This is a genomic window from Streptomyces hygroscopicus, assembly GCF_026168105.1.
GTDB classification, from domain to species: domain Bacteria; phylum Actinomycetota; class Actinomycetes; order Streptomycetales; family Streptomycetaceae; genus Streptomyces; species Streptomyces hygroscopicus_D.
The window spans coordinates 104,875-127,586 of record NZ_LBMW01000018.1 but is presented as its reverse complement, the minus strand read 5'-3'; the positions used below and the strand labels follow the sequence as shown (position 1 = coordinate 127,586).

The 22,712-nt window shown below is 71.4% G+C and carries 22 protein-coding genes; 15 read left to right on the top strand and 7 right to left on the bottom strand.

The window, feature by feature from the left end; all coding sequences use genetic code 11:
- The first annotated feature begins 9 nt into the window (after positions 1 to 9).
- From AAW14_RS19220 to AAW14_RS19205, 4 genes are all read left to right on the top strand, one after another.
- Positions 10 to 1,557 (top strand): ATP-dependent DNA ligase, encoded by a 1,548-nt coding sequence (locus AAW14_RS19220; protein WP_265565108.1) that lies wholly within the window; start codon positions 10 to 12, stop codon positions 1,555 to 1,557.
- The gene (locus AAW14_RS19215; protein ID WP_265565107.1) at positions 1,554 to 2,024 is read left to right on the top strand and encodes an NUDIX domain-containing protein; all 471 of its coding nucleotides are present in this window, start codon (positions 1,554 to 1,556) and stop codon (positions 2,022 to 2,024) included. The genes AAW14_RS19220 and AAW14_RS19215 overlap by 4 nt, the downstream gene beginning before the upstream one ends.
- 109 nt (positions 2,025 to 2,133) lie before the next feature.
- Positions 2,134 to 3,519, top strand: coding sequence for an NADP-dependent succinic semialdehyde dehydrogenase (locus AAW14_RS19210; protein ID WP_265565106.1), 1,386 nt, complete (start codon positions 2,134 to 2,136; stop codon positions 3,517 to 3,519).
- Between the two features lie 25 nt (positions 3,520 to 3,544).
- Positions 3,545 to 3,781, top strand: a complete 237-nt coding sequence (locus AAW14_RS19205; RefSeq protein ID WP_265565105.1) for a DUF6213 family protein — start codon at positions 3,545 to 3,547, stop codon at positions 3,779 to 3,781.
- A 51-nt stretch (positions 3,782 to 3,832) separates the two neighbouring features.
- On the opposite strand, the gene AAW14_RS19200 is transcribed toward AAW14_RS19205, so the two are convergent.
- The gene (locus AAW14_RS19200; protein WP_265565104.1) at positions 3,833 to 4,504 is read right to left on the bottom strand and encodes a transcriptional regulator; all 672 of its coding nucleotides are present in this window, start codon (positions 4,502 to 4,504) and stop codon (positions 3,833 to 3,835) included.
- A gap of 147 nt (positions 4,505 to 4,651) precedes the next feature.
- Here AAW14_RS19200 and AAW14_RS19195 point away from each other — a divergent pair, with 147 nt between their 5' ends.
- Genes AAW14_RS19195 through AAW14_RS19185 form a run of 3 tightly spaced genes read left to right on the top strand, consistent with a single transcriptional unit; the run spans position 4,652 to position 7,590 of the window.
- Positions 4,652 to 5,776, top strand: a complete 1,125-nt coding sequence (locus tag AAW14_RS19195) for a type III polyketide synthase (RefSeq protein WP_416223334.1) — start codon at positions 4,652 to 4,654, stop codon at positions 5,774 to 5,776.
- Between the two features lies 1 nt (position 5,777).
- Positions 5,778 to 7,025, top strand: a complete 1,248-nt coding sequence (locus tag AAW14_RS19190; RefSeq protein WP_265565102.1) for a cytochrome P450 — start codon at positions 5,778 to 5,780, stop codon at positions 7,023 to 7,025.
- Positions 7,026 to 7,032: 7 nt separating this feature from the next.
- Positions 7,033 to 7,590 carry a cupin domain-containing protein gene (locus AAW14_RS19185; protein ID WP_265565101.1) on the top strand — a complete coding sequence of 186 codons (558 nt, stop codon included), beginning with the start codon at positions 7,033 to 7,035 and terminating at the stop codon, positions 7,588 to 7,590.
- Positions 7,591 to 7,612: 22 nt separating this feature from the next.
- Here the strand turns inward: AAW14_RS19185 and AAW14_RS19180 are convergent, their stop codons facing one another.
- Positions 7,613 to 8,839: an acyl-CoA dehydrogenase family protein gene (locus tag AAW14_RS19180; protein ID WP_265565100.1), complete on the bottom strand. Its 1,227-nt coding sequence runs from the start codon at positions 8,837 to 8,839 to the stop codon at positions 7,613 to 7,615.
- A gap of 189 nt (positions 8,840 to 9,028) precedes the next feature.
- On the opposite strand from AAW14_RS19180, the gene AAW14_RS19175 reads away from it, so the two are divergent.
- Positions 9,029 to 9,673, top strand: a complete 645-nt coding sequence (locus AAW14_RS19175) for a TetR family transcriptional regulator (RefSeq protein ID WP_265565099.1) — start codon at positions 9,029 to 9,031, stop codon at positions 9,671 to 9,673.
- A gap of 94 nt (positions 9,674 to 9,767) precedes the next feature.
- On the opposite strand, the gene def is transcribed toward AAW14_RS19175, so the two are convergent.
- Complete coding sequence (def, locus tag AAW14_RS19170; protein ID WP_265565098.1) at positions 9,768 to 10,307, bottom strand: peptide deformylase; 540 nt, start codon at positions 10,305 to 10,307, stop codon at positions 9,768 to 9,770.
- A gap of 142 nt (positions 10,308 to 10,449) precedes the next feature.
- Here def and AAW14_RS19165 point away from each other — a divergent pair, with 142 nt between their 5' ends.
- From AAW14_RS19165 to AAW14_RS19135, 7 genes are all read left to right on the top strand, one after another.
- On the top strand, positions 10,450 to 11,688 hold the full coding sequence (locus AAW14_RS19165) for a MurT ligase domain-containing protein (RefSeq protein ID WP_265565097.1): 1,239 nt from the start codon (positions 10,450 to 10,452) through the stop codon (positions 11,686 to 11,688).
- Positions 11,689 to 11,707: 19 nt separating this feature from the next.
- Positions 11,708 to 12,436: a type 1 glutamine amidotransferase gene (locus AAW14_RS19160; RefSeq protein WP_265565096.1), complete on the top strand. Its 729-nt coding sequence runs from the start codon at positions 11,708 to 11,710 to the stop codon at positions 12,434 to 12,436.
- A 235-nt stretch (positions 12,437 to 12,671) separates the two neighbouring features.
- Complete coding sequence (locus AAW14_RS19155) at positions 12,672 to 13,697, top strand: 6-phosphofructokinase (protein ID WP_265565095.1); 1,026 nt, start codon at positions 12,672 to 12,674, stop codon at positions 13,695 to 13,697.
- Between the two features lie 134 nt (positions 13,698 to 13,831).
- The gene (locus tag AAW14_RS19150; protein WP_265565094.1) at positions 13,832 to 14,782 is read left to right on the top strand and encodes a cytochrome c oxidase assembly protein; all 951 of its coding nucleotides are present in this window, start codon (positions 13,832 to 13,834) and stop codon (positions 14,780 to 14,782) included.
- A gap of 244 nt (positions 14,783 to 15,026) precedes the next feature.
- On the top strand, positions 15,027 to 16,451 hold the full coding sequence (locus tag AAW14_RS19145; RefSeq protein WP_322741081.1) for a DUF6777 domain-containing protein: 1,425 nt from the start codon (positions 15,027 to 15,029) through the stop codon (positions 16,449 to 16,451).
- Between the two features lie 4 nt (positions 16,452 to 16,455).
- Entirely contained in the window at positions 16,456 to 18,417 is a 1,962-nt protein-coding gene (locus AAW14_RS19140; RefSeq protein WP_265565092.1) for a serine/threonine-protein kinase, read from the top strand.
- A gap of 13 nt (positions 18,418 to 18,430) precedes the next feature.
- Complete coding sequence (locus AAW14_RS19135; protein WP_265565091.1) at positions 18,431 to 18,589, top strand: hypothetical protein; 159 nt, start codon at positions 18,431 to 18,433, stop codon at positions 18,587 to 18,589.
- Between the two features lie 3 nt (positions 18,590 to 18,592).
- Here AAW14_RS19135 and AAW14_RS19130 read toward each other — a convergent pair whose 3' ends face one another.
- From AAW14_RS19130 to AAW14_RS19115, 4 genes are read right to left on the bottom strand one after another with little or no spacing between them, the layout of a single operon-like run.
- Entirely contained in the window at positions 18,593 to 19,798 is a 1,206-nt protein-coding gene (locus tag AAW14_RS19130) for a sensor histidine kinase (RefSeq protein ID WP_265565090.1), read from the bottom strand.
- Positions 19,795 to 21,507: a cation acetate symporter gene (locus tag AAW14_RS19125; RefSeq protein ID WP_265565089.1), complete on the bottom strand. Its 1,713-nt coding sequence runs from the start codon at positions 21,505 to 21,507 to the stop codon at positions 19,795 to 19,797. Before AAW14_RS19125 ends, AAW14_RS19130 begins: the two co-directional genes overlap by 4 nt.
- Positions 21,508 to 21,516: 9 nt before the next feature.
- Entirely contained in the window at positions 21,517 to 21,873 is a 357-nt protein-coding gene (locus AAW14_RS19120) for a hypothetical protein (protein WP_265565088.1), read from the bottom strand.
- A 10-nt stretch (positions 21,874 to 21,883) separates the two neighbouring features.
- A complete protein-coding gene (locus AAW14_RS19115) occupies positions 21,884 to 22,639 on the bottom strand; it encodes a LytR/AlgR family response regulator transcription factor (protein WP_265565087.1) in 756 nt (251 codons plus the stop codon).
- Positions 22,640 to 22,712: the final 73 nt, after the last annotated feature.

The window sequence follows — 22,712 nt, the reverse complement described above, 5'->3', positions numbered from 1 at the left end:
CATGACTGCATGCTGCTGAGCCGGCTCGCCCATGTGTCACAGGAGGTCGCCGCCGCCTCGGCGCGCTCCCGGAAGGTCGCGCTGCTTGGCGAGCTCTTCCGGGCCGCCGAGGCGGACGACGTGCCGATCGTCATCCCCTATCTGGCCGGGCGGCTGCCGCAGGGACGGCTCGGCATCGGGTGGAAGCTCCTCGATCAGGGGATCGCGCCCGCCGCCCGGCCCACGCTGACCGTGCGCGACGTGGACGCCCGGCTGAACCGGATCGGTGCGGTCGCCGGGACCGGTTCACAGGCCGAACGCAGGCGGCTGGTGGGCGAGTTGCTGGCGGCGGCCACCGAGGAGGAACAGCGGTTCCTGTTCGGACTGCTCACCGGTGAGGTGCGCCAGGGCGCCCTCGACGCCCATGCCGTGGAGGGGCTGGCCGAGGCGACCGGGGCCGCCCCCGCGGACGTACGGCGGGCCGTTATGCTCGCCGGATCGCTCCAGACCGTGGCGCAGGCCCTGCTAGCCGACGGTCCGGCGGCGCTCGAGCGGTTCCGGCTCACGGTGGGCCGCCCGGTCCTGCCGATGCTCGCGCAGACGGCGTCCTCGGTCTCCGAGGCCGTCGGCAAGCTGGGCGCGTGCGCTGTCGAGGAGAAGCTGGACGGCATCCGCGTCCAGGTCCACCGGGACGGCGACGACGTACGCGTGTACACCCGCACTCTCGACGACATCACCGACCGGTTGCCCGAGCTGACCTCCGCCGCCCTGGAGCTGTCGGGCGAACGGTTCATCCTGGACGGCGAGGTCATCGCCCTGGACGAGGACGGGCGGCCGCGCTCCTTCCAGGAGATCGCCGGGCGTGTCGGCTCCCGGGTGGACGTGGCGACGGCCGCCGCGGCCGTCCCCGTCTCCCCCGTGTTCTTCGATGCGCTGTCCGTGGACGGCCGGGACCTGCTGGACCTGCCGTTCGCGGACCGGCACGCCGAGCTGGCCCGGCTGGTACCGGAACCCATGCGGGTAAGGCGGACGCTCGTGGCGGGGGCCGAGGACCCCGGGGACGCTGCCGCCGCGGAGGACTTCCTCGCCAAGACCCTGGAGCGAGGCCATGAGGGCGTGGTGTTGAAGGCGCTTCAGGCCCCGTACGGCGCCGGCCGGCGCGGTGCCTCCTGGCTCAAGGTCAAGCCCGTGCACACCCTCGACCTGGTGGTGCTGGCCGCCGAGTGGGGGCACGGCCGCCGCACCGGCAGGCTCTCCAATCTGCATCTCGGCGCCCGCACCCCGGACGGCTCCTTCGCGATGCTCGGCAAGACGTTCAAGGGCATGACGGACAAGATGCTCGCCTGGCAGACCGAGCGGCTGGAGGAGCTGGCCGTCGAGGAGCACCGCTGGGGTGTGACCGTACGCCCCGAACTCGTCGTCGAGATCGCCTACGACGGGCTGCAGAGATCCACCCGCTACCCGGCCGGGGTCACCCTGCGCTTCGCCCGGGTCGTCCGCTACCGCGAGGACAAACGGCCCGAGGAGGCCGACACCGTGGAGACACTGCTGGCCGCCCACCCGAAGGTGGCGCCTTGAGCAGGCAGCACAAGCGCAGCGCCGGCCTGCTGTTGTTCCGGCGCGCCGAACGCGGTCCGCAGGTCCTGCTCGGCCACATGGGCGGCCCGTTCTTCGCCCGCCGGGACGCCGGCGCCTGGACCGTGCCCAAGGGCGAGTACGAGCCCGACGAGCCCGCCTGGGAGGCCGCCCGCCGTGAGTTCCAGGAGGAGCTGGGGCTGCCGCCGCCCGACGGGGAGGCCATCCCGCTCGGCGAGGTGCGGCAGAGCAACGGAAAGATCGTCACGGCCTGGGCTCTCGAGGCAGACCTGGACCCGGCGGCGATCGAACCGGGCACCTTCACCATGGAGTGGCCTCCCAGGTCGGGGCGGTTCCAGGAGTTCCCCGAGCTGGACCGCGTGGAGTGGTTCGGCCTCGGCCGGGCCCGGGACCTGATCGTTCCGGCGCAGGCGGCGTTTCTCGACCGGCTCGCGGAGCACTCGGGCTGAGAGCCGAAGGGAGGCCCCGGAGGCCGAACCGAAACGTGGCCGCGCCCGTTTGCGGTGGCCACCGCCGCGCGGGAAGGTCGAAACAGAGCCTGTCCCCAGGAGGTCAGCCATGCCCATCGCCACTGTGAACCCGGCGACCGGCGAGACGCTCAAGACGTACGACGCCCTGGGCGCGGAGGAGATCGAGCGCAGGCTCGCCGCCGCCGACACCGCGTTCCGCGCCCATCGCACGACCACGTTCGCCGAACGGGCACTGCGCATGCACCGGGCGGCCGAGCTGCTCGACCAGGACCAGCAGCACATCGCCCGTGTGATGACCACCGAGATGGGCAAGCCGATCAAGCAGGCCCGCGCGGAGGCCGCGAAGTGCGCCAAGGCGATGCGCTGGTACGCCGACCACGCCGAGCGGCTGCTGGCCGACGAGGAGCCCGCCGATGACGACGTGAAGGACTCGGGGGCCTCCTGGGCGATCGTGCGCTACCGGCCGCTCGGCCCGGTGCTCGCCGTCATGCCGTGGAACTTCCCGCTGTGGCAGGTGGTCCGGTTCGCCGCGCCCGCGCTGATGGCGGGCAACGTGGGGCTGCTCAAGCACGCCTCGAACGTCCCGGGAACCGCCCTCTACCTGGAGGATCTGTTCCGCCGCGCGGGTTTCGCCGAGGGCTGCTTCCAGACCCTGCTCATCGGCTCGGGGGAGGTCGAGAAGGTGCTGCGGGACCCGCGGATCAAGGCCGCCACGCTCACCGGCAGTGAACCGGCCGGCCGGGCTGTCGCCTCGGTCGCCGGTGACGAGGTCAAGAAGACGGTTCTGGAGCTGGGCGGCAGCGACCCGTACATCGTGATGCCGTCCGCGGACCTCGACCGTGCCGCCGAGGTCGCAGTGACGGCACGGGTCCAGAACAACGGGCAGTCCTGCATCGCCGCCAAGCGGTTCATTGCGCACACGGACGTGTTCGACGCGTTCGCCGAGCGGTTCACGGCCGGTATGGCGGCGCTGAAGGTGGGCGACCCGATGGAGGAGGAGACCGAGGTCGGGCCGCTCTCCAGCGAGCGGGGCCGCGCCGACCTGGAGGAACTCGTCGCCGACGCGGTCGGGAAGGGTGCGAGGGTGCTGCGCGGAGGCGAGCGCCCCGACCGGCCCGGCTGGTACTACCCGCCGACGGTCCTCGCGGACATCACCCCGGGGATGCGCATCCACCAGGAGGAGGCGTTCGGCCCTGTGGCCACCCTCTACCGGGCCGCGGACCTCGACGAGGCGGTGGCGATCGCGAACGACACGCCGTTCGGGCTGAGTTCCAACGTCTGGACGCACAACGGAGTCGAGCTCGATCGCTTCGTACGCGATCTGGAGGCCGGCGGCGTTTACGTCAACGGCATGACGGCGTCCCATCCGGCGTTCCCGTTCGGCGGGGTCAAGCGCTCGGGTTACGGCCGGGAGTTGTCGGAGCACGGAATCCGCGAGTTCTGCAACATCACCACGGTATGGCACGGGGCGTGAGCGTTCCGGAGCTACGATCCCCCCTGTGAACCGCGAAGTGACCCTGCCTCTGATCGTCGACGACCGCGGCACGTTGCAGGTGGCGGCCGCCGATGTCAGCAAGCTGCTGCGGACGGTGGGCGGCCGGTGGCTGCGGCTGGTCGAAGCGGGTGAGGAGGGGCTGGACGAGGACACTGTGGCCGCGCTGACCATCGAACTCGCGAAGCTGGCCGACCGGATCGATGTGGCGTGCATTGCGCACAGCAGTGGTTCTCTCGAGTAGGTCGCGCTCTCGAGCAGGTCGCGCCGAGTCCGTTCACCGGGGCGCGGCAGCTCAGCCCTTGCCGTCCAGTTCCCACAGGGCGTGCCAGAACATGGCCTCGTAGCTCTGCAGCAGCCGGCCGTAGCGGTGTGCGCGGGTCTCGTCCAGGCGACCGGTGTCCAGACCCTCCTGGACCGCCGCCCGAGCCCGCTGGTCCAGCTCCGGGGACGGTTCGGCGAACAGGTCGAAGAAACCGCAGGCCGTGTCGTCGAAGCCGTAGTGGCGGCGCAGGGCCTGCCCGATCGTCGCGCAGTAGCCGCCCCAGGCAGCGAAGTTGGGGCCCAGGGCCAGGACGACGTCGGTCGGCTCCCCGTTCAGGGCGAGCCAGGCCACGTACGCGGGATAGGCCTGGCAGTCGGCCAGCGGCTCGTACGCGGCGGTCTCCGCCTCGTCCACTCCGCAGGCGGCGGCGTACGCATCCAACCGATCCTGGGCCACGGCTTCACCCTCCGCGAGGATGCCGAAGAAGGCCGCGCCCGCGGGCCGGTCCCGCGACCGCTCGGCCAGATGAAGGAACGCCCGGCGGTCCGCGGCGATCACATGGCGCTGTTCCTGGGCGAGGGCCGCGAGCGTGGCGGTGCGCGCCGCGCCTCGGGCGATCAGCGGGAGCAGGCGGTTGGCGTGCGGGTCCGGGGCCAGCTTCCCGGTGGTCGTGTCCAGCACTTCCCTGGCCGTCCGGGTCATGGGCGCTCCTCCGATTCGAGCCGGATTCAGGTCGGATCCGTCACCTGGTGCACACATCCTCTCACTCTGCGTCCATCGCTGAAGTGGAGTAATCCGACGAGATATCCCCGTCCCACCGGGTGATCGTGGGTGGACCACCTTCCACGGGTGAACCCCCTTCCCGCCGGGGGCGAGGAGTCTCCGTCAAGGCGAAAGAAGGCGCGCTCCATGGCCACTCTGTGCAGACCCGCGGTCTCCGTCCCGGAGCACGTGATCACGATGGAGGACACGCTCGAACTGGCGCGCTCACGCCACTCGGACCACCCTCAACTCCCGCTCGCGCTGCGACTGATCGCGAACACCGGAGTCCGGACCCGGCACATCGTGCAGCCCATTGAGGAGACCCTGAAGCACCCCGGCTTCGAGGAGCGCAACAACCTGTACGAGGTCGAGGCGAAGGCCCGCGTCCCTGCGGTCGTGCAGCGGGCACTGGACGACGCGGAGCTGCTCACCACCGACATCGACGTGATCATCTATGTCTCGTGCACCGGGTTCATGATGCCGTCGCTGACCGCGTGGCTGATCAACACGATGGACTTCGACACCGACACCCGGCAGATACCCATAGCCCAGTTGGGCTGTGCCGCGGGCGGCGCGGCCATCAACCGGGCACACGACTTCTGCACGGCGTACCCGGACGCCAACGCGCTCATCGTGGCCTGCGAGTTCTGCTCGCTGTGCTACCAGCCCACCGACCTGGGCGTGGGCTCGCTGCTGTCCAACGGCCTGTTCGGCGACGGCGTCGCGGCCGCGGTCGTGCGCGGCAAGGGCGGCACCGGTATCAAGCTGGAACGCAACGGCTCGTACCTGATCCCCAAGACCGAGGAGTGGATCGCGTACGACGTCAGGGCCACCGGTTTCCACTTCCTGCTGGACAAGCGGGTACCGACCACCATGGAACCGCTCGCCCCGGCGCTCAAGGAGCTGGCGCGACAGCACGGCTGGGACGCCTCCGAACTGGACTTCTACATCATCCACGCGGGCGGCCCGCGGATCCTGGACGACCTGAGCAAGTTCCTCCAGGTGCGGCCCGAGGCCTTCCGGTTCAGCCGGGCCACGCTCACCGAGTACGGCAACATCGCGAGCGCCGTCGTCCTGGACGCGCTGCGCCGGCTCTTCGACGCGGGCGGCGCCGAGCACACGGCCCGGGGGCTGCTCGCCGGGTTCGGGCCGGGCATCACGGCGGAGATGGCCCTGGGCCGCTGGCAGATCTCCGAGAACGGAAAGAAGTGAGATGACGACCGACACGGACGGCGGGACGGCGCGGACGGAAGAGGAGATTTCCGCCGGCGCCTCGCCGCCGGTCCGCCGGTGGCCCGCGCTCGAGCCGACCGGTACGGACTTCGGCCCGGTCCTGACCGAGCTGATGCACGACGGTCCGGTCACCCGGATCGAGCTGCCCGACGGCGAGGGCCGGGCCTGGCTCGTGACGCGCTACGACGATGTGCGCATGATCGCGAACGACCCCCGCTTCAGCCGTGGGGCGGTCATGGGGCAGCCGGTGGCCCGGCTCGCCTCGCACTTCATCCCGCAGCGGGGCCCGGTCGGCTTCCTCGACCCGCCCCACGACACCCGGCTGCGCCGTTCGGTCGCCGCCGCCTTCTCGACGCGCGGTATCGAACGGGTGCGCGAGAGATCGCGGCGGATGCTGGACGAACTCGTCGACGAGCTGCTCCAGGACGGGCCGCCCGCCGACCTGGCCGCGGCGGTCCTCGGCCCCTTCCCCGTCGCGGTGATCTGCGAGCTGATGGGGGTCCCGGCCGCCGACCGGCAGAACATGCACACCTGGACCCAGCTCCTCCTGTCCTCCTCGCACGGCGCGAAGGTCGGCGAGCAGGCCAGGAACGGGATGAGCGGGTACTTCGCCGACCTCATCGGCGGCCGCGCGGGCAGCACCGGCGAGGACGTCACCTCGCTGCTCGGCGCCGCCGTCGGCCGGGGCGAGGCGACCCTGGACGAGGCGGTGGGTCTCGCCGTGCACCTCCAGATCGGCGGCGAGGCGGCCACCGGCAACGGCGGGCAGCTGTTCCACCTTCTGATGTCCCGCCCGGACCTGGCCGAACGACTGCGGGCGGAGCCGGAGATCCGGCCCCGGGTCATCGACGAGCTGCTGCGATGCATCCCGCACCGCAATGCCGTCGGGCTCTCCCGGATCGCGACGGAGGACACGGAGATCCGGGGTGTACGCATCCGGGCCGGTGACGCCGTGTACGTGTCGTACCTGGCGGCGAACCGCGACCCCGATGTCCTCGCCGACCCCGGGACGATCGGCTTCGCCCCCGCCCCGAATCCCGATGAGGTGTTCGGCTTCGGCCCGCACGACTGCCCGGGCGGCATGCTCGCCAGGCTCGAGTCCGAACTGCTGGTGGACGCGCTCCTCGACGGGGTGCCGGGACTGCGGCTGGCGGTTCCGCCCGACCAGGTGCCCTTCGGCAAGGGCGCGTTGATCCGCGGGCCCGAGGCGCTGCCGGTGACGTGGTGAGCGGCCGATGACGACGACCGAAGGCGTGGCCGCGAGCGGAGGCACGGCGGCCACCGAAGGACTGCTGGTGCCGCCGGGCCACGGACGTGTCGTGCGGACGCCCGCCCAGCACGTGACGTTCAAGGTGACCGGCTCGCACTCGCGCACGGCATCCACGTTCGAGGTGATCGTGCCGCCGGGCTTCGACGTCGGCGCGCATGTGCACACGCGCAGCGAGGAACTGTTCTACGTGCTCGAGGGCGAGTTGGACGTGCTCGCCTTCGAGCCGCGCGTACGGACCCCCGACAACTGGCAGAAGTGGGAGTCGAGAACGGGCAGCCGGGTCACGCGGGCGACGCCGGGCACGGTCATCGTCGTACCGCCCGGCTGCCCGCACGCGTTCGCCAATCCGACGGAGGCTCCCGCGAAGGTGTTCTTCCAGGCGTCCCCGCCCCCCGACCACGAACGCTACTTCGAGGAGCTGCTGGAGATCCTGGGCCACGGGGGGCCACCGGATCACGCGGCGATCGAGGCGTTGCGCAGGCGCTATGACATCGAACAACTCACGCCTTTGAAACACCGCTGAGCGCCAGGCGTCGTCCGCCCACCTAGCGGATCGGCACGCCCGCCAGCGTACGTGCGATCACCAGCCGCTGGATCTCGCTCGTTCCTTCGAAGATCGTGTAGATGGCGGCGTCCCGGTGCATACGCTCGACCGGGTACTCCCGGGTGTATCCGTTTCCACCGAGGATCTGGATCGCCTGAGCGGTCACCTTCTTCGCGGTCTCGCTCGCGAACAGCTTCGACATGGAGCCCTCCGCCGCCGTGAACGGCTTGCCGTTGACCGCCATCCACGAGGCCCGCCACACCAGCAGCCGCGCCGCGTCGATCTGCGTCCGCATGTCCGCGAGCTGGAAGGCGACCCCCTGGTTGTCGATGATCGGCCGTCCGAACTGTTCACGTGTCTTCGCGTAGTCCAGCGCCACCTCGTACGCGGCCCGGGCCGTACCCACGGCCATCGCGCCCACGGCCGGACGGGACGCCTCGAAGGTGGCCATGGCCGCGTTCTTCACGCGCTCGCCGCCCGCCTTCGCCTTCTCGTGGGCGCGGGCCAGCCGCTCGTCCAGCTTCTCCTTGCCCCCGAGCAGGCAGGAGCCGGGGACGCGGACGTTGTCGAGGATCACCTCGGCGGTGTGCGAGGCGCGGATGCCGTGCTTCTTGAACTTCTGCCCCTGGGACAGGCCCGGCGTGTTCGGGGGGACGATGAAGGACGCGTGGCCCTTGGAGCCGAGCTCGGGGTCCACGACGGCGACCACGACGTGGACGTTGGCGATGCCGCCGTTGGTCGCCCAGGTCTTGGTGCCGTTGATCACCCACTCGTCCTTGGCCTCGTCGTAGACGGCACGCGTCCGCATGGCGGAGACGTCGGAGCCGGCGTCGGGCTCGGAGGAGCAGAAGGCGGCCACCTTGACGTCGTTGGTGTCGCCGTACATCTGGGGTATCCAGGTGCCGATCTGTTCCTCGGTACCGTTGGCCAGGACGCCCACGGCGGCAAGGCCGGTGCCGACGATCGACAGCGCGATGCCCGCGTCCCCCCAGAACAGCTCCTCCACCGCCGTGGGGATGCCGAGGCCGGTGGGGTCGAAGTGCTGCTGGGCGTAGAAGTCGAGGGAGTAGATGCCGACCTTCGCGGCCTCCTGGATGACCGGCCAGGGAGTCTCCTCACGCTCGTCCCATTCGGCGGCCGCGGGGCGGATCACGTCGGCGGCGAAGCCGTGCAGCCAGTCCCGGACCTCCTTCTGTTCGTCGTTGAGCTCCATGGTGAACTCGGCCATGTCCCCTCCAGCACTGCGCTAACTTGTTACTTGCGGTAACCGAAGTCTGTTACTCACCAGTAGGGAAAGTCAACTCCCGGGTCACGACGAGCCCCCTACAAGGCGAGTCGGCAGCTCGTTCGATACCGACCCGCCTTTGAGTGTTAGTTTGCGCAGGCGTCACCGATAGAGCACGGGTGGGGAGAGATCATGGACACCACGCAGCGGACCGATCAGCAGCGGTCCGCCGACCGCCGACGGCGAGAGCTGCTGGAGGCCGCCGACAGGGTGGTGCTGCGCGACGGCCCCGGAGCCTCGATGAATGCCATCGCCGCCGAAGCCGGCATCACCAAGCCGATCCTCTACCGCCACTTCGGCGACAAGGGCGGGCTGTACGCCGCACTCGCCAAGCGGCACACGGACGCGCTCCTCGACTCGCTGCGGGCGGCGCTGGACGCCCCGGCCGACCGGCGGGAGCGGGTGGAGTCCACGCTGGACACCTACCTGGCGGCGATCGAGGCACGACCGCAGGTGTACCGCTTCCTGATGCATCCGGCGGAGGGCGGCACCCAGAACGATCAGGGCTTCGACACCGGGCGGCACTCAATTCCGCTGCTGCGCCGGATGGGCGAGGAGTTGGCCCAGGTCATCGAGGAGCGGCTGGACCTCGGACCGGGCACCCACGAGCTGGCCCGGGTGTGGGGCCACGGCATCGTCGGCATGATGCACGCCGCGGGTGACTGGTGGCTGGGCGAACGGCCCTGCTCGCGGGCGGAGTTGGTGAGGAGCCTGGCGGATCTTCTGTGGGGCCGGCTGGCTGCGGCGGGGGACCGCATGGGAGGTCCCGGGTTCTGAGGCGCCCCTTTCGGGTGCGCGGGGTGATGGCACGGAGCGCCTCCGCCGTGTGCGCGCGACCGGGCACCGACCAACCGCGACCGGCTCAAGACGCCTATCGGCTCCAGGACGCCCTGGAGGCCTGTCGCATCACCCGGCGGTGCCGCCGGCCGCTGAGCCGGTCCACGTACAGGCGCCCGTCCAGGTGGTCGCACTCGTGCTGCAGGCACCGGGCGAACCACCCGGTGCCGTGCACCGTGACCGGCTCGCCGTCCGCCGTGAAGCCCTCGACGACGGCGTGGTCGTACCGCTCCGTGCCCGCTTCGAGGCCCGGGAGCGACAGACACCCCTCCGGTCCGCGGAGCACCACCCCGTCGGCCTCCACGAGCCGAGGGTTCACCACATGTCCCAGGTGGCGCACCTCGTCGTCGTCCGGGCAGTCGTACACGAACACCCGCAGCGGCTGTCCGATCTGGTTCGCGGCCAGCCCCACGCCCTGCGCGGCGTACATCGTGGCGAACATGTCCTCGACGAGCCGGGCCAGTTCGGGACCGAAGTCGGTGACCTCGGCGCACGGGGTGCGCAGCACGCGGTCACCGAGCAGGGTGATGGGCCGGACACGCCCTCGGGCGCCCGGGATGGAGCCGTGTCGCATGGCGGCAAGGGTACGGTCCTCAAGGCCGCACGGGCTCCGGGGTGGTGCCGCGATTCGGGCGCATGAAGGGATCTCGATAGGCTGAGGTCCGCACGTTGCCGGGACAGGGCGCGGCGCCGTACGCAAGGAGGATCGAGAACTGATGACAGGCAACTCGGACCCGCTGACGCCGCGGGCCAAGCTGGCCGTGACCGCGGGCAAGGCGGTCGCTGCGGCTTCGCGGGCCGCCGGACGCGGAAGCGGTTCGGTGATCGGCGGCCGCGTCGCGCTCAGGCTCGACCCCGACCTTCTCGGCCGGCTCGCCCAGCACCTGGACGTCGTCCTGGTCTCGGCGACCAACGGCAAGACCACGACCACCCGGCTGGTCGCCGAGGCGCTGCGCGCCGCGGGCCCGGTCGTCTCCAACGCGCTCGGCGCCAACATGCCCGCCGGCATCACCTCCGCGCTGGCCGGCGGCTCGGACGCCAGGTTCGGTGTCATCGAGGTCGACGAGAAGTACCTCGCGGGGGTCGCCCGGGACACCGGCCCGAAGTGCATCGCACTGCTCAACCTCTCCCGCGACCAGCTCGACCGGGCCGCCGAGACCCGTATGCTCGCCGAGAACTGGCGCGAGGGACTGTCGGGTTCGAAGGCCGTCATCGTCGCCAACTGCGACGACCCGCTGGTCGTGTGGGCCGCCTCCTCCTCGCCCAACGTGATCTGGGTCGCGGCAGGCCAGATGTGGAAGGACGACGCCTGGTCCTGCCCGTCCTGCGGCGGTGTGATGCAGCGCCCCGGCGACGACTGGTACTGCGGCGAGTGCGGCTTCCGCCGGCCGACCCCGAGCTGGGCGCTCTCCGGCGATCACGTCCTCGACCCGCACGGCTCCGCCTGGCCGATCCACCTTCAGCTGCCGGGCCGTGCCAACAAGGCGAACGCCACCTCCTCGGCCGCCGTCGCCGCCGTCTTCGGAGTGCCCCCGCAGGTCGCCCTGGAGCGCATGTACCAGGTGCAGGCGGTCGCCGGCCGCTATGACGTCGTCCAGTTCCAGGGCCGCGACCTGCGTCTGCTGCTGGCGAAGAACCCGGCGGGCTGGCTGGAGACGTTCTCGCTGATCGACCCGCCGCCGACCCCGGTGATCCTTTCGGTGAACGCTCGCGGCGCGGACGGCACCGACACCTCCTGGCTGTGGGACGTCGACTACACGCGGCTGACCGGCCACCCGCTCTTCGTCATCGGCGACCGCAAGCTGGACCTCGCCGTGCGCCTGGAGGTCGCGAACCAGTCCTTCCAGGTCTGCGAGGACCTCGACCAGGCCGCATCGCTGGCGCCGCCGGGCCGCATCGAGGTCATCGCGAACTACACCGCGTTCCAGGACCTGCGCCGCCGCGTCGGCAACTGACCACGAAGGACGATCATCGATGACTGACAACAGCCTGCGTCTGGTGTGGATCTACCCGGACCTGCTGAGCACCTACGGCGACCAGGGCAACGCGCTCGTCGTGGAGCGCCGGGCCCGCCAGCGCGGCCTCGACGTCGCCCGTCTCGACGTGCGCAGCGACCAGCCGATCCCGACCTCCGGCGACATCTATCTGATCGGCGGCGGCGAGGACCGTCCGCAGCGACTCGCCGCCGAGCGGCTGCGCCGTGACGGAGGTCTGTACCGGGCCGTGGAGAACGGCGCGATCGTCTTCTCGGTCTGTGCGGGCTACCAGATCCTGGGCCACGAGTTCATCAACGACCTCGGGCAGCGCGAGCCGGGCCTCGGCCTGCTCGACGTGGTCTCGGTGCGCGGCGAGGCCGAGCGGTGCGTCGGCGACGTCCTCGCGGACATCGACCCGCGCCTGGGCCTGCCCCAGCTCACCGGCTTCGAGAACCACCAGGGCGTCACCCACCTCGGCCCGACCGCCCGCCCCTTCGCGCAGGTGCGGCTCGGCAAGGGCAACGGCACGGGCGACGGCACGGAGGGCGCATACAACGGGACGGTCTTCGGTACGTACATGCACGGTCCCGTCCTCGCACGCAACCCGCTGATCGCCGATCTGCTGCTGAAGCTGGCGCTCGATGTGAACGCGCTCCCGCCGCTCGACGACCGCTGGTACGAGGCGTTGCGCAACGAGCGAATCGCGGCGGCCCAGCAGCCCGCGTAGGGCTCCTTCGGGGGCGGTCGCGAAACGGTTCCGCGGAGCGCGTCCGACGGCCGGTACACCTGATCGCACGCCGGACGCAGCCGGCCCGTCTGACGCCCCGTCCGCACAGGTGAGCGGCCGCGTCCAGCAGTCGGACGCACGGTGCTGCCCCGCCCCCTGTCGCCGGTAGGGTGGCGGGGATCGAGCCGGACAGCGTGGTCCGGACCCGGCCCACGTTGAGAAGGTATTTCGGGCTATGCGCATTGGTGTCCTCACGTCCGGCGGCGACTGCCCCGGCCTGAACGCCGTCATCCGGTCCGTCGTGCACCGCGCCGTCGTCGACCACGGCGACGAGGTCATCGGCTTCCGGGACGGCTGGAAAGGGCTTCTGGAGTGCGACTACCTCAAGCTCGACCTCGACGCGGTGAGCGGCATCCTGGCTCGCGGCGGCACCATCCTCGGCTCCTCCCGGGTCCGTCCTGAGCATCTGCGGGACGGCGTGGAGCGGGCCAGGGGCCATGTCGAGGAACTGGGACTCGACGCGATCATCCCGATCGGCGGCGAGGGCACGCTCAAGGCGGCGCGGCTGCTGTCCGACAACGGTCTGCCGATCGTCGGCGTACCCAAGACCATCGACAACGACATCGCTGTCACGGACGTCACCTTCGGCTTCGACACGGCCGTGGGAGTGGCCACCGAGGCGCTGGACCGGCTGAAGACGACCGCCGAGTCCCACCAGCGCGTGCTGATCGTGGAGGTCATGGGCCGCCACACTGGCTGGATCGCACTGCACTCCGGTATGGCCGCCGGCGCCCACGCGATCGTCGTGCCCGAACGGCCCTTCGACATCGAGGAGTTGACCGCCCGGGTGGGCGAGCGGTTCGACGCCGGCAAGCGGTTCGCGATCGTCGTCGCCGCCGAGGGCGCCAAGCCGAAGCCGGGCTCCATGGACTTCGACGAGGGCGGCAAGGACGTCTACGGCCATGAGCGCTTCGCGGGCATCGCCCGTCAGCTCTCCCTGGAGCTGGAGCAGCGCCTCGGCAAGGAAGCCCGTCCGGTGATCCTCGGGCACGTCCAGCGCGGCGGCACGCCGACGGCGTACGACCGTGTGCTCGCCACCCGCTTCGGCTGGCACGCGGTGGAGGCCGTGCACCGCGGGGAGTTCGGCCGGATGACCGCGCTGCGCGGCACCGACATCGTGATGGTGTCGCTGGCGGAGGCGGTGGAGAAGCTGAAGACGGTGCCCCAGGAGCGGTACGCCGAGGCGGAGTGCGTCCTGTAGGGCGGGACTGATTCGCAGGGAGCCGAAGTGTCCGCCCCCGGTCGTAGTCGCGGCCGGGGGCGGTTCTACTCTGGGGTGCGGACAGACAGCTGTGGACAGACAGCGCACAACCCCCACGAAACAGGAGCCGGCGGATGGATCACAGCGGGCACGGCATGATCATGGAGCTTCCGCCGTTCACCTTGGGGCGGGGGCTCGAATGGTCCGCCGACCCGTTCTTCCTCGTCGCCTGCCTCGCCGGACTCGCGCTCTACGGATGGGGCGTGGTCCGGCTCATGCGACGCGGCGACAAGTGGCCGGTCGGCCGGATCGTGGCGTACGTGGCCGGCGTCCTGACCGTGATGCTGGTCATGTGCACCAAGCTGAACGACTACGGCATGGTCATGTTCAGCGTGCACATGGTGCAGCACATGGTGATCAGCATGCTCTCGCCGATCCTGATCCTGCTCGGCGCGCCGATCACCCTGGCGCTGCGCGCGCTGCCGCCCGCGGGCCGCGGCCGCAAGGGGCCGCGCGAACTGCTGCTGATGCTGCTGCACAGCCGCTACATGCGGATCGTCACCCACCCCGCGTTCACGATCCCGCTGTTCATCGCGAGCCTGTACGGGCTGTACTTCAGCCCCCTCTTCGACTTCCTGATGCAGTCCAAGGCCGGGCACATCACGATGATGGTGCACTTCCTCGCCGTCGGCCTGGTGTTCTTCTGGCCGATCATGGGTGTCGACCCGGGCCCGCACCGCCCCGGCCATCTGATCCGGATGCTCGAACTGTTCGCGGGCATGCCGTTCCACGCGTTCTTCGGCATCGCGCTGATGATGGCCTCCACACCGATGATCGACACCTACCGCCACCCGCCCGCCTCGCTCGGCATCGACGCCCTCTCGGACCAGACCTCGGCGGGCGGCATCGCCTGGGCGTTCAGCGAGGTCCCGTCCGTGCTGGTGCTCCTGGCGCTGCTGTTCCAGTGGTACGGGTCCGAGCAGCGGCAGGCCAAGCGCAAGGACCGGGCCGCGGACCGCGACGGCGACAAGGAACTCGAGGCATACAACGCCTATCTGGCCTCACTCAACGCACGCAGCCGCTGAGTTCTGCCACACCGCTGAATTCCCTTTCATTTCAGACCGCCTGAATTGCTTCCGCGTTCGGTAACCTGGTGCGTGACGTCCTGCCTCTGCCCGGCAGGACGAAGGGGGACCGCTGGGGGGAGCGGTGATGACACTGCGCGGATTCCTGCAAAAGACCCGGAAGTCGACAATCCGGAGGATCGGATTACTCCTGGCCGGGACGCTGCTCCTGAGCGGATGCAGCGGAGACGCACATTTGTTCGCAGTGAAGGCCGTGGCCGCCGGAGTTCGGTCACTGGCCCCCTTCTTCGACGAGCGCAGCGGACTGGGCCAGGACGCCGCGATCCGGGTGCGGCAGGCACCCGGTGGCCTGCAGGCGGGCAACACCCCCGGGCTCTACGGCGGTTCGCGGAAGCCGACGATCTGTGACGTCAGGCGGCTGAAGGAATTCCTCACCGACCCGCGCAACGATCAGAAGGCGAAGGTCTGGGCACAGGTCCTCGGCATTTCCCAGGCGGAGATTCCGGACTATCTCGACCGGCTCACACCCGTGCGACTGCGCCACGACACCCTCGTTCAGAACCACGACTACAAGAAGGGCCGGGCCACCCCATTCGACTCCCTGCTCGAAGCAGGAATCGCAGTATTGGTGGACGCGCAGGGGCAGCCCACCGTGAAGTGCTCGTGCGGAAATCCATTGCTTCCTTTCCGGGGCGACACCACACGGATCTCCGTCACGTTCCAGGACGGCAACAGGAAATGGGCCGGGTACGACCGCTCCTCCGTGGTGGCGGTCCGGCCGGCGCCGCAGCAGCTGGCCCGGCTCGCACTCGTCGACGTCGACGACCCGAACCGCGGGATCGCCCGGCCCGTCGGCACGACCGGCGGACACGACGCCCCCTTCGACACCCGGGTGCGGCACCAGGTGCCCGATGTGACGGGCAGGACGTTCGCCGAGGCAGGCCGGCAGCTGACGGCGCAGGGACTGGCGGTCGCCTACGCCGGTAAGGGGGAGCCGCCCGACGAGGCCCTGGTCACCGGCTCGGATCCGGCGCCCGGTACCGAGCTGGCGTTCGGGCAGTACGTGACGTTGTCGGTGGAGACGGGCGGGGCCGACCGTCCGGGCGGGGGCGGACCGAGCGGTACCGGCACGGGGCAGACCGGCGGCGGTGCCGGGACGACGGCGGGAGCGGGCGGCATCACATTCACTCCCCCGTCGTCGGGCGGGACGACGCCCAGCGGGAGCCGTACCTCTCCCTCCACGCCGACACACAGCGGGACGACCTCCTCGCCGCCCGCCACGGGGCACTCCTCCTCGCCGCCGACGAGCGGCACGTCCTCGCCCCCGGTAACCCATTCGTCCCCACCCCCGGCGAGTCACTCGACCACCCCGCCGCCGGAGAGTCACTCGACCACTCCGTCGACGACCCACTCGTCCCCGCCCACGGCGAGTCACTCGACCACCCCGCCGCCGGAGAGTCACTCGACCACTCCGTCGACGACCCACTCGTCCCCGCCCACGGCGAGCGCCGGAGGCGCCTCCGGCAAGCCCCCCACGAGCAAACCCCCCACGAGCAATCCACGCACCAGCAACCCGGCGACCAGCGCACCGGTCACCGGCAAGCCACCGGTCACACGCGACCCCGTCACGGGCTCGCCCACGGCCGGCACGACCTGGACCGGGGAGTGAGCGGATGCCCTCAGGATCGCCACAGTCAGGAGTGGGCCGGGTCATCGCCGGCCGCTACCTCCTGCTGAACCGGCTCGGCGCCGGCGCCATGGGTCACGTCTGGCTCGCCCACGACCAGCGGCTGGCCTGTGAGGTCGCCCTCAAGGAGATCGTGTTCCGCGACCCGGCCGAGGCGACGGAGGAACGCGCGGCCCGGGTCGCCCGGGCCCGCGCCGAGGCCCGGCACGCGGCCGGGCTGCGCGGCCACCCGCACGTGGTGACCGTGCACGACGTGCTGGAGCACGAGGGCCTGCCCTGGATCGTGATGGAGTACGTTGCGGGCGCGCTCGACCTGCGCGACCGGGTCCACGGGCACGGCCCCCTCGCGCCCGCCGAGGCCGCCCGTATCGGGCTCGCCGTGCTCGACGCGCTCACCGCCGGGCACGAGCGGGGCGTCATGCACCGGGACGTGAAGCCGGCGAACATCCTGCTGGCGCCGGACCGCACCGGAACCCCGCACGCCCGCGTCCTGCTCACCGACTACGGCATCTCGGTGCAGCCGGACGCGGGCGAGACCCGGTACACGAAGACGTCCGCACTCATCGGCACATCGGGCTATCTGGCGCCGGAGCGCGCCACCGGCGGGCCGCCCACCGCGGCCGCCGATCTGTTCTCGCTGGGCTGCACGCTGTACTTCGCGGTGGAGGGATGCGGGCCCTTCGAGCGGGACACACCGCTCGCCGAGATCACCGCAGTGGTACTGGAGGAGCCCCGGCCTGCGGCGCGGGCCGGGGCTCTGGCGCCGCTGCTGGCCGCCATGCTGGTCAAGGACCCGGCCCTCAGGATCACGGCGGCGGACACCGCGGCGGCGCTGGCCGCGGTCGTCGCCCCGCAGCCGCATCCTCGGACCCGGGTCGACCTGGGGTCGCAGCCACCCTGGGAGCTGTCCGACACGAGGACCGAGACCTCGCCCCGCCGGCCGGTGGGCGGCTTCGGTGCCGCCCCCGGGTACGGCGGTCCGGGGACGGCACCGCCCGCGGGGTCCGAGCCCGGCGTCCGGGTACGGCCCGTGCCTCCGGTCACGCCGTCGGCGTCGTACGGGGAGCATCTCCTCAGCGGCCCGGACGCGGGCGGTTCCGGCCATCCGTTCGGCCGCGGGGAGCGCCATCCCAGGCGGTCGCACCTGCTGCGTGCCCTGACCGCCTGCGCACTCGGTCTGCTCCTCGCCCTGTGCGGCGTCTGGTACGCCATGACGAACCGGACGGCCGGCAGCACGGCGAAACCGTACGGCGACGCGGTTGCCCTGGCCCGCCCGCTCAAGGAGGGCGACTGCGTGGTCGCCGACTGGCCCGGGGGCCCGTTCCAGGGCGGCGCTCCGCGGTTGACGGTGGATCCGAGCTGCGCGGACAGGACCCCGGACGGGCAGGTCATGGCCGTTGTCGCGAGCGCGTCCGCCGACGAGGCGCGCACACGTGGGCCCGCGGAGTGCGAGCAGCGCACGCAGGGGATCCGCGCGAATCTGGCGGACGTCCGCAGCTACGCCGTGGTCCCGAGCCCGGCGGGATTCGAGACGGCCGACCGACGCACCGCCTGTCTGGTGCTGGGGGCGCACGGTCCGGTGTATGGGCCGCTCGGGGACCACCGTGCGCCGGGCATGACGTTCGTCGACACGGCCAACATGCAGAAACGGGACTGTCTGGACGCGCCGTCGTTGCGGGTCGCGCGCCTGGTCTCCTGCCGGGGAACGCACGACCAGCAGGTGCTCGGCTTCACCCGGCTCGGCCCGGACACCACCCTCACCAGGGCCAAGGACCTGTCGGACGCCGCGTGTGCGCGGGATGTGCCGCCGAAGGACTACGGCTACGACCCCGCCCGCTACGAGGCCGCTTCCTGGACGGGGAAGGGCGCATGGACGTCCGGAACTCATCTCGTCGTCTGCACCGTTCGCAAGCAGAACGGGGGCACCATGGGAAAGGACGAACCATGAGGAGGGTGTTGCGATGCCCGGTACCACGAAGACGATGGGGGCGCTCACCGTCGGCGCGCTCGTCGTGGTGACGGCCTACACGGTGGCGCTCGGCAGCAACGGCTGGCTGTGGTTCGGCTGGGTCGTGCTCGGTCTGATCACGCTCGGGATGGTCGCCTGCGGCAGCACCTGACGCTCACTGCCGGGGTGGGCGACCCGCGGAATGCACCCCCGGCTGGTACTTGGGCAGCCGGACGGTGATCTTCATGCCCGCCCCCGCCGCGGTCTCGATCACGAGGCCGTGGTCGTCGCCGTAGACCTGGCGCAGCCGGTCGTCCACGTTGGACAGACCGATGCCGCCCGACGGGCTGATCTCTCCGGCGAGGATGCGACGCAGCAACTCCGGGTCCATTCCGGCCCCGTCGTCCTCGATGACGACCCGCGCCTCGGCGCCCGCGTCCTGCGCGGTGATGTTGATGTGGCGTTTGTCGGTGGTGCCCTCGAGGCCGTGTTTGACTGCGTTCTCGACGAGCGGCTGGAGGCAGAGGAAGGGCAGGGCGACCGGGAGCACCTCGGGTGCGATCTGCAGCGTGACGGAGAGCCGGTCGCCGAATCGGGCCCGCACGAGTGCCAAGTAGTGGTCGATGGCGTGGAGTTCGTCGGCGAGCGTGGTGAAGTCGCCGTGCCTCCGGAACGAGTAGCGGGTGAAGTCGGCGAATTCCAGCAGCAGTTCGCGGGCGCGCTCGGGGTCCGTGCGCACGAACGAGGCGATCACGGCGAGCGAGTTGAAGATGAAGTGCGGGGAGATCTGGGCGCGCAGGGCCCTGATCTCGGCCTCGATGAGCCGCGTACGGGACCGGTCCAGATCCGCCAGCTCCAGCTGCACGGAGACCCAGCGGGCGACCTCGCCCGCGGCCCGGACGAGCACCGCGGACTCGCGGGGCGCGCACGCCACCAGCGTGCCGTGCACTCGGTCGTCCACGGTGAGGGGGGCGACGACGGCCCAGCGCAGCGGGCAGTCGGGCTCCTCGCACCGCAGGCGGAACGCCTCACCGCGCCCGGTCCCCAACGGGTCGGCGAGCCGCTCCAGCACCTCGTCGCGGTGGTGCTCGCCCGCGCCGTCCCAGGCCAGCACGGTCTCACGGTCGGTGAGGCACAGTGCGTCGGTGCCGAGCAGAGTACGCAGCCGGCGGGCGGCCCTGCGGGCCGTCTCCTCGGTGAGCCCGGCCCGCAGGGGCGGCGCCGCCAGGGAGGCGGTGTGCAGGGTCTGGAACGTGGCGTGCTCGACGGGGGTGCCGAGCCCGCCGAGGCTCTCGGGGTGCCCGTTGCGTCGGCCGAGCCAGAACCCGGCGGCGAGCAGCGGGAGTACGGCCACGCACAGGCCCGCGACGAAACCGCTCATGCCTTCGCCTCCGCCCGCAGTTCCTCGGGCAGATGGAACCGGGCCAGAATCGCCGCCGTCCCGGTCGGTACCCGCCCCGGGGTGGCCAGGGACACCAGCACCATGGTCAGGAATCCGAGGGGTACCGACCAGAGCGCGGGCCAGGCGAGCAGCGCATGCAGGGTGCCGGTACCGGCGCGGCCCGCCGTGGTCGCCGCCACTGCCGCGAACGCCGATCCGCCCCCGACCAGCATGCCCATGGCCGCTCCCGGCGGGGTCAGCCGACGCCACCAGATGCCCAGCACGAGCAGCGGGCAGAAGGACGACGCGGACACGGCGAACGCGAGACCCACCGCGTCCGCCACCGGGAGGCCGCCGACCAGCACGCTCGCCGCCAGCGGGACCGCCATCGCCAGCAGCGTGCCGAGCCGGAAGTGCCGCACGCCCCGCGAGGGCAGCACGTCCTGTGCGAGCACCCCGGCCACCGCCAGGGTGAGACCCGACGCGGTGGACAGGAACGCGGCGAACGCCCCGCCCGCGACCAGCGCGCCCAGCAGGTCCGCACCGAGCCCGCCGATCATCCGGCCGGGCAGCAGCAGAACAGCGGCGTCGGCGTTCCCGGTGAGGGTGAGTTCGGGGGCGTAGAGCCGGCCCAGCGCCCCGTAGACCGGCGGCAGGAGGTAGAAGGCGCCGATCAGGCCGAGCACGGCGACGGTGGTGCGACGGGCCGCGACACCGTGCGGGCTGGTGTAGAAGCGGACGACGACGTGCGGCAGGCCCATGGTGCCGAGGAACGTGGCGAGGATCAGTCCGTACGTCGCGTAGAGCGGGCGCTTCCCGTGGCCGGACGCGAGTGAGGTCGACATATCGCCGTCGCTGCCGCGGTCGGCCACCGGGACGGGGTCGCGCCGGGTGAAGCTCAGCAGGGTGCCGCGTGCGATGCGGTGGACGCCGGCGGCGAGGGGGACGCGCTGTCCCGCGTACCTCAGGCCGTCGACCGTGCCCGTCGCCGTAACGTCGAGCGGGCGGGACAGTCTCAGGTCGAGGTCGTCACCGATCCGTACGACGCGGTGCGCACGGAAGGCGGCAGGTTCCGCGAAGGCGTCGCGCGGCGCCCCGTCGCCCTGCCAGGCCAGCACCAGAAAGAGCGCGGGGACGAGGAGGGCGGTGAGTTTGAGCCAGTACTGGAAGGCCTGGACGAAGGTGATGCTTCGCATGCCTCCCGCGGCCACGGTGGCGACCACGACGGCGGCGACGATGATCCCGCCGAGCGGCTCGGGCGCTCCGGTCAGCACCGCCAACGTGAGTCCCGCACCCTGGAGTTGGGGCAGCAGATACAGCCAGCCGACCCCCACCACGAAGGCCCCGGCCAGCCGGCGCACCTGCTGCGAGGCGAGCCGCGCCTCGGCGAAGTCGGGCAGCGTGTAGGCACCGGAGCGGCGCAGCGGCGCGGCGACGAACAGCAGCAGGACGAGATAGCCGGCGGTGTAGCCGACCGGGTACCAGAGCATGTCGGGGCCCTGGACGAGGACGAGGCCCGCGATGCCCAGGAAGGAGGCGGCGGAGAGGTATTCGCCGCTGATCGCGGCGGCGTTGAGGCGGGGGCCGACGGTACGGGAGGCGACGTAGAAGTCGGAGGTGGTGCGGGAGACACGCAGCCCGAAGGCGCCGACGAGGACGGTCGCCAGGACGACGAGGGCGACCGCGGGGACGGCGTAGTCCTGGTTCACGGCGCGCCCTCAGCGGTCCTCGACGAGCCGGATGAAGTCCTTCTCGTTGCGCTCGGCGCGGCGCACGTACCAGCGGGCGAGCAGGACCAGCGGCGGGTAGAGGCAGAACCCGAGCACGGCCCACTCCGCGCCGGTGTTCCGGGTGGCGGCGAAGACCAGGGGCAGCGGTGCCACCAGGAGCACCAGCACGGTGAACACGGCCAGCGCCGCCCGGAGCTGACTGCGCATCAGCGATCGGACATAGGTGTGGCCGAGGGTCGTCTGTTCGTCGATCTCGGTCCGCGGCCGGTAGTAGCCGGAGGCCCGGCGGGCGCGCCTGGGCGGCCCGCTGACGACGACCCGGCGTTCGGCGGGGTCCTGGGGCATGCCGTTCCCCCTAACCCGTCGTCCGGCGCATCAGCAGGTCCCGCAGTTCGCGGGCGTGCCGTCGGCTGACCTGGAGTTCGGCGCAGCCGACGAGGACGCTCACCGTGCCCGCGTCCAGGCGGAGTTCGTCGATGTGGCGCAGGGCGACGAGGTGGCGGCGGTGGATGCGCACGAAGCCGCGCGAGCGCCAGCGCTCCTCCAGGGTGGACAGCGGGATCCGTACCAGATGGCTGGCCGGTGGGGTGTGCAGTCGGGCGTAGTCGCCCTGCGCCTCCACATGGGTGATGTCCTCGACGGGCACGAACCGTGTCACGCCGCCGAGTTCGACGGATATGTGGTCGGGGTCGGGCTCGTGCACCGGGATCGGCGGCGCGGTCTCCCGCAGCTGGGCGGCACGGCGCACCGCCTCCGCAAGGCGTTCACGGCGCACGGGTTTGAGGACGTAGTCGACGGCCTTGAGGTCGAAGGCCTGCACGGCGAAGCCCTCGTGGGCGGTGACGAACACGACGAGTGGCGGCCTGGCCAGGCCGGACAGCAACCGGGCCGTCTCGAGGCCGTCGAGCCCGGGCATGTGGATGTCGAGGACGACGACGTCGATCGCGTCGGGGCCGTCGGGCCCGGACTCCAGGGCGCGGTTGATGCGGCGCAGCGGCTCGGTCGCGTCGCTCGCGCCCTCCACGCTGCCGATGCGGGGGTCGGCGCGCAGGAGATAGAGGATTTCCTCGAGCGAGGGGCGTTCGTCGTCGACGGCGAGGGCACGCAGCATGAACGTGGAGTGTAGGAGCATTCCGTACGCGTGGACATGTGCCGAACATGGACGTTCCCGCTGGATACAGTGC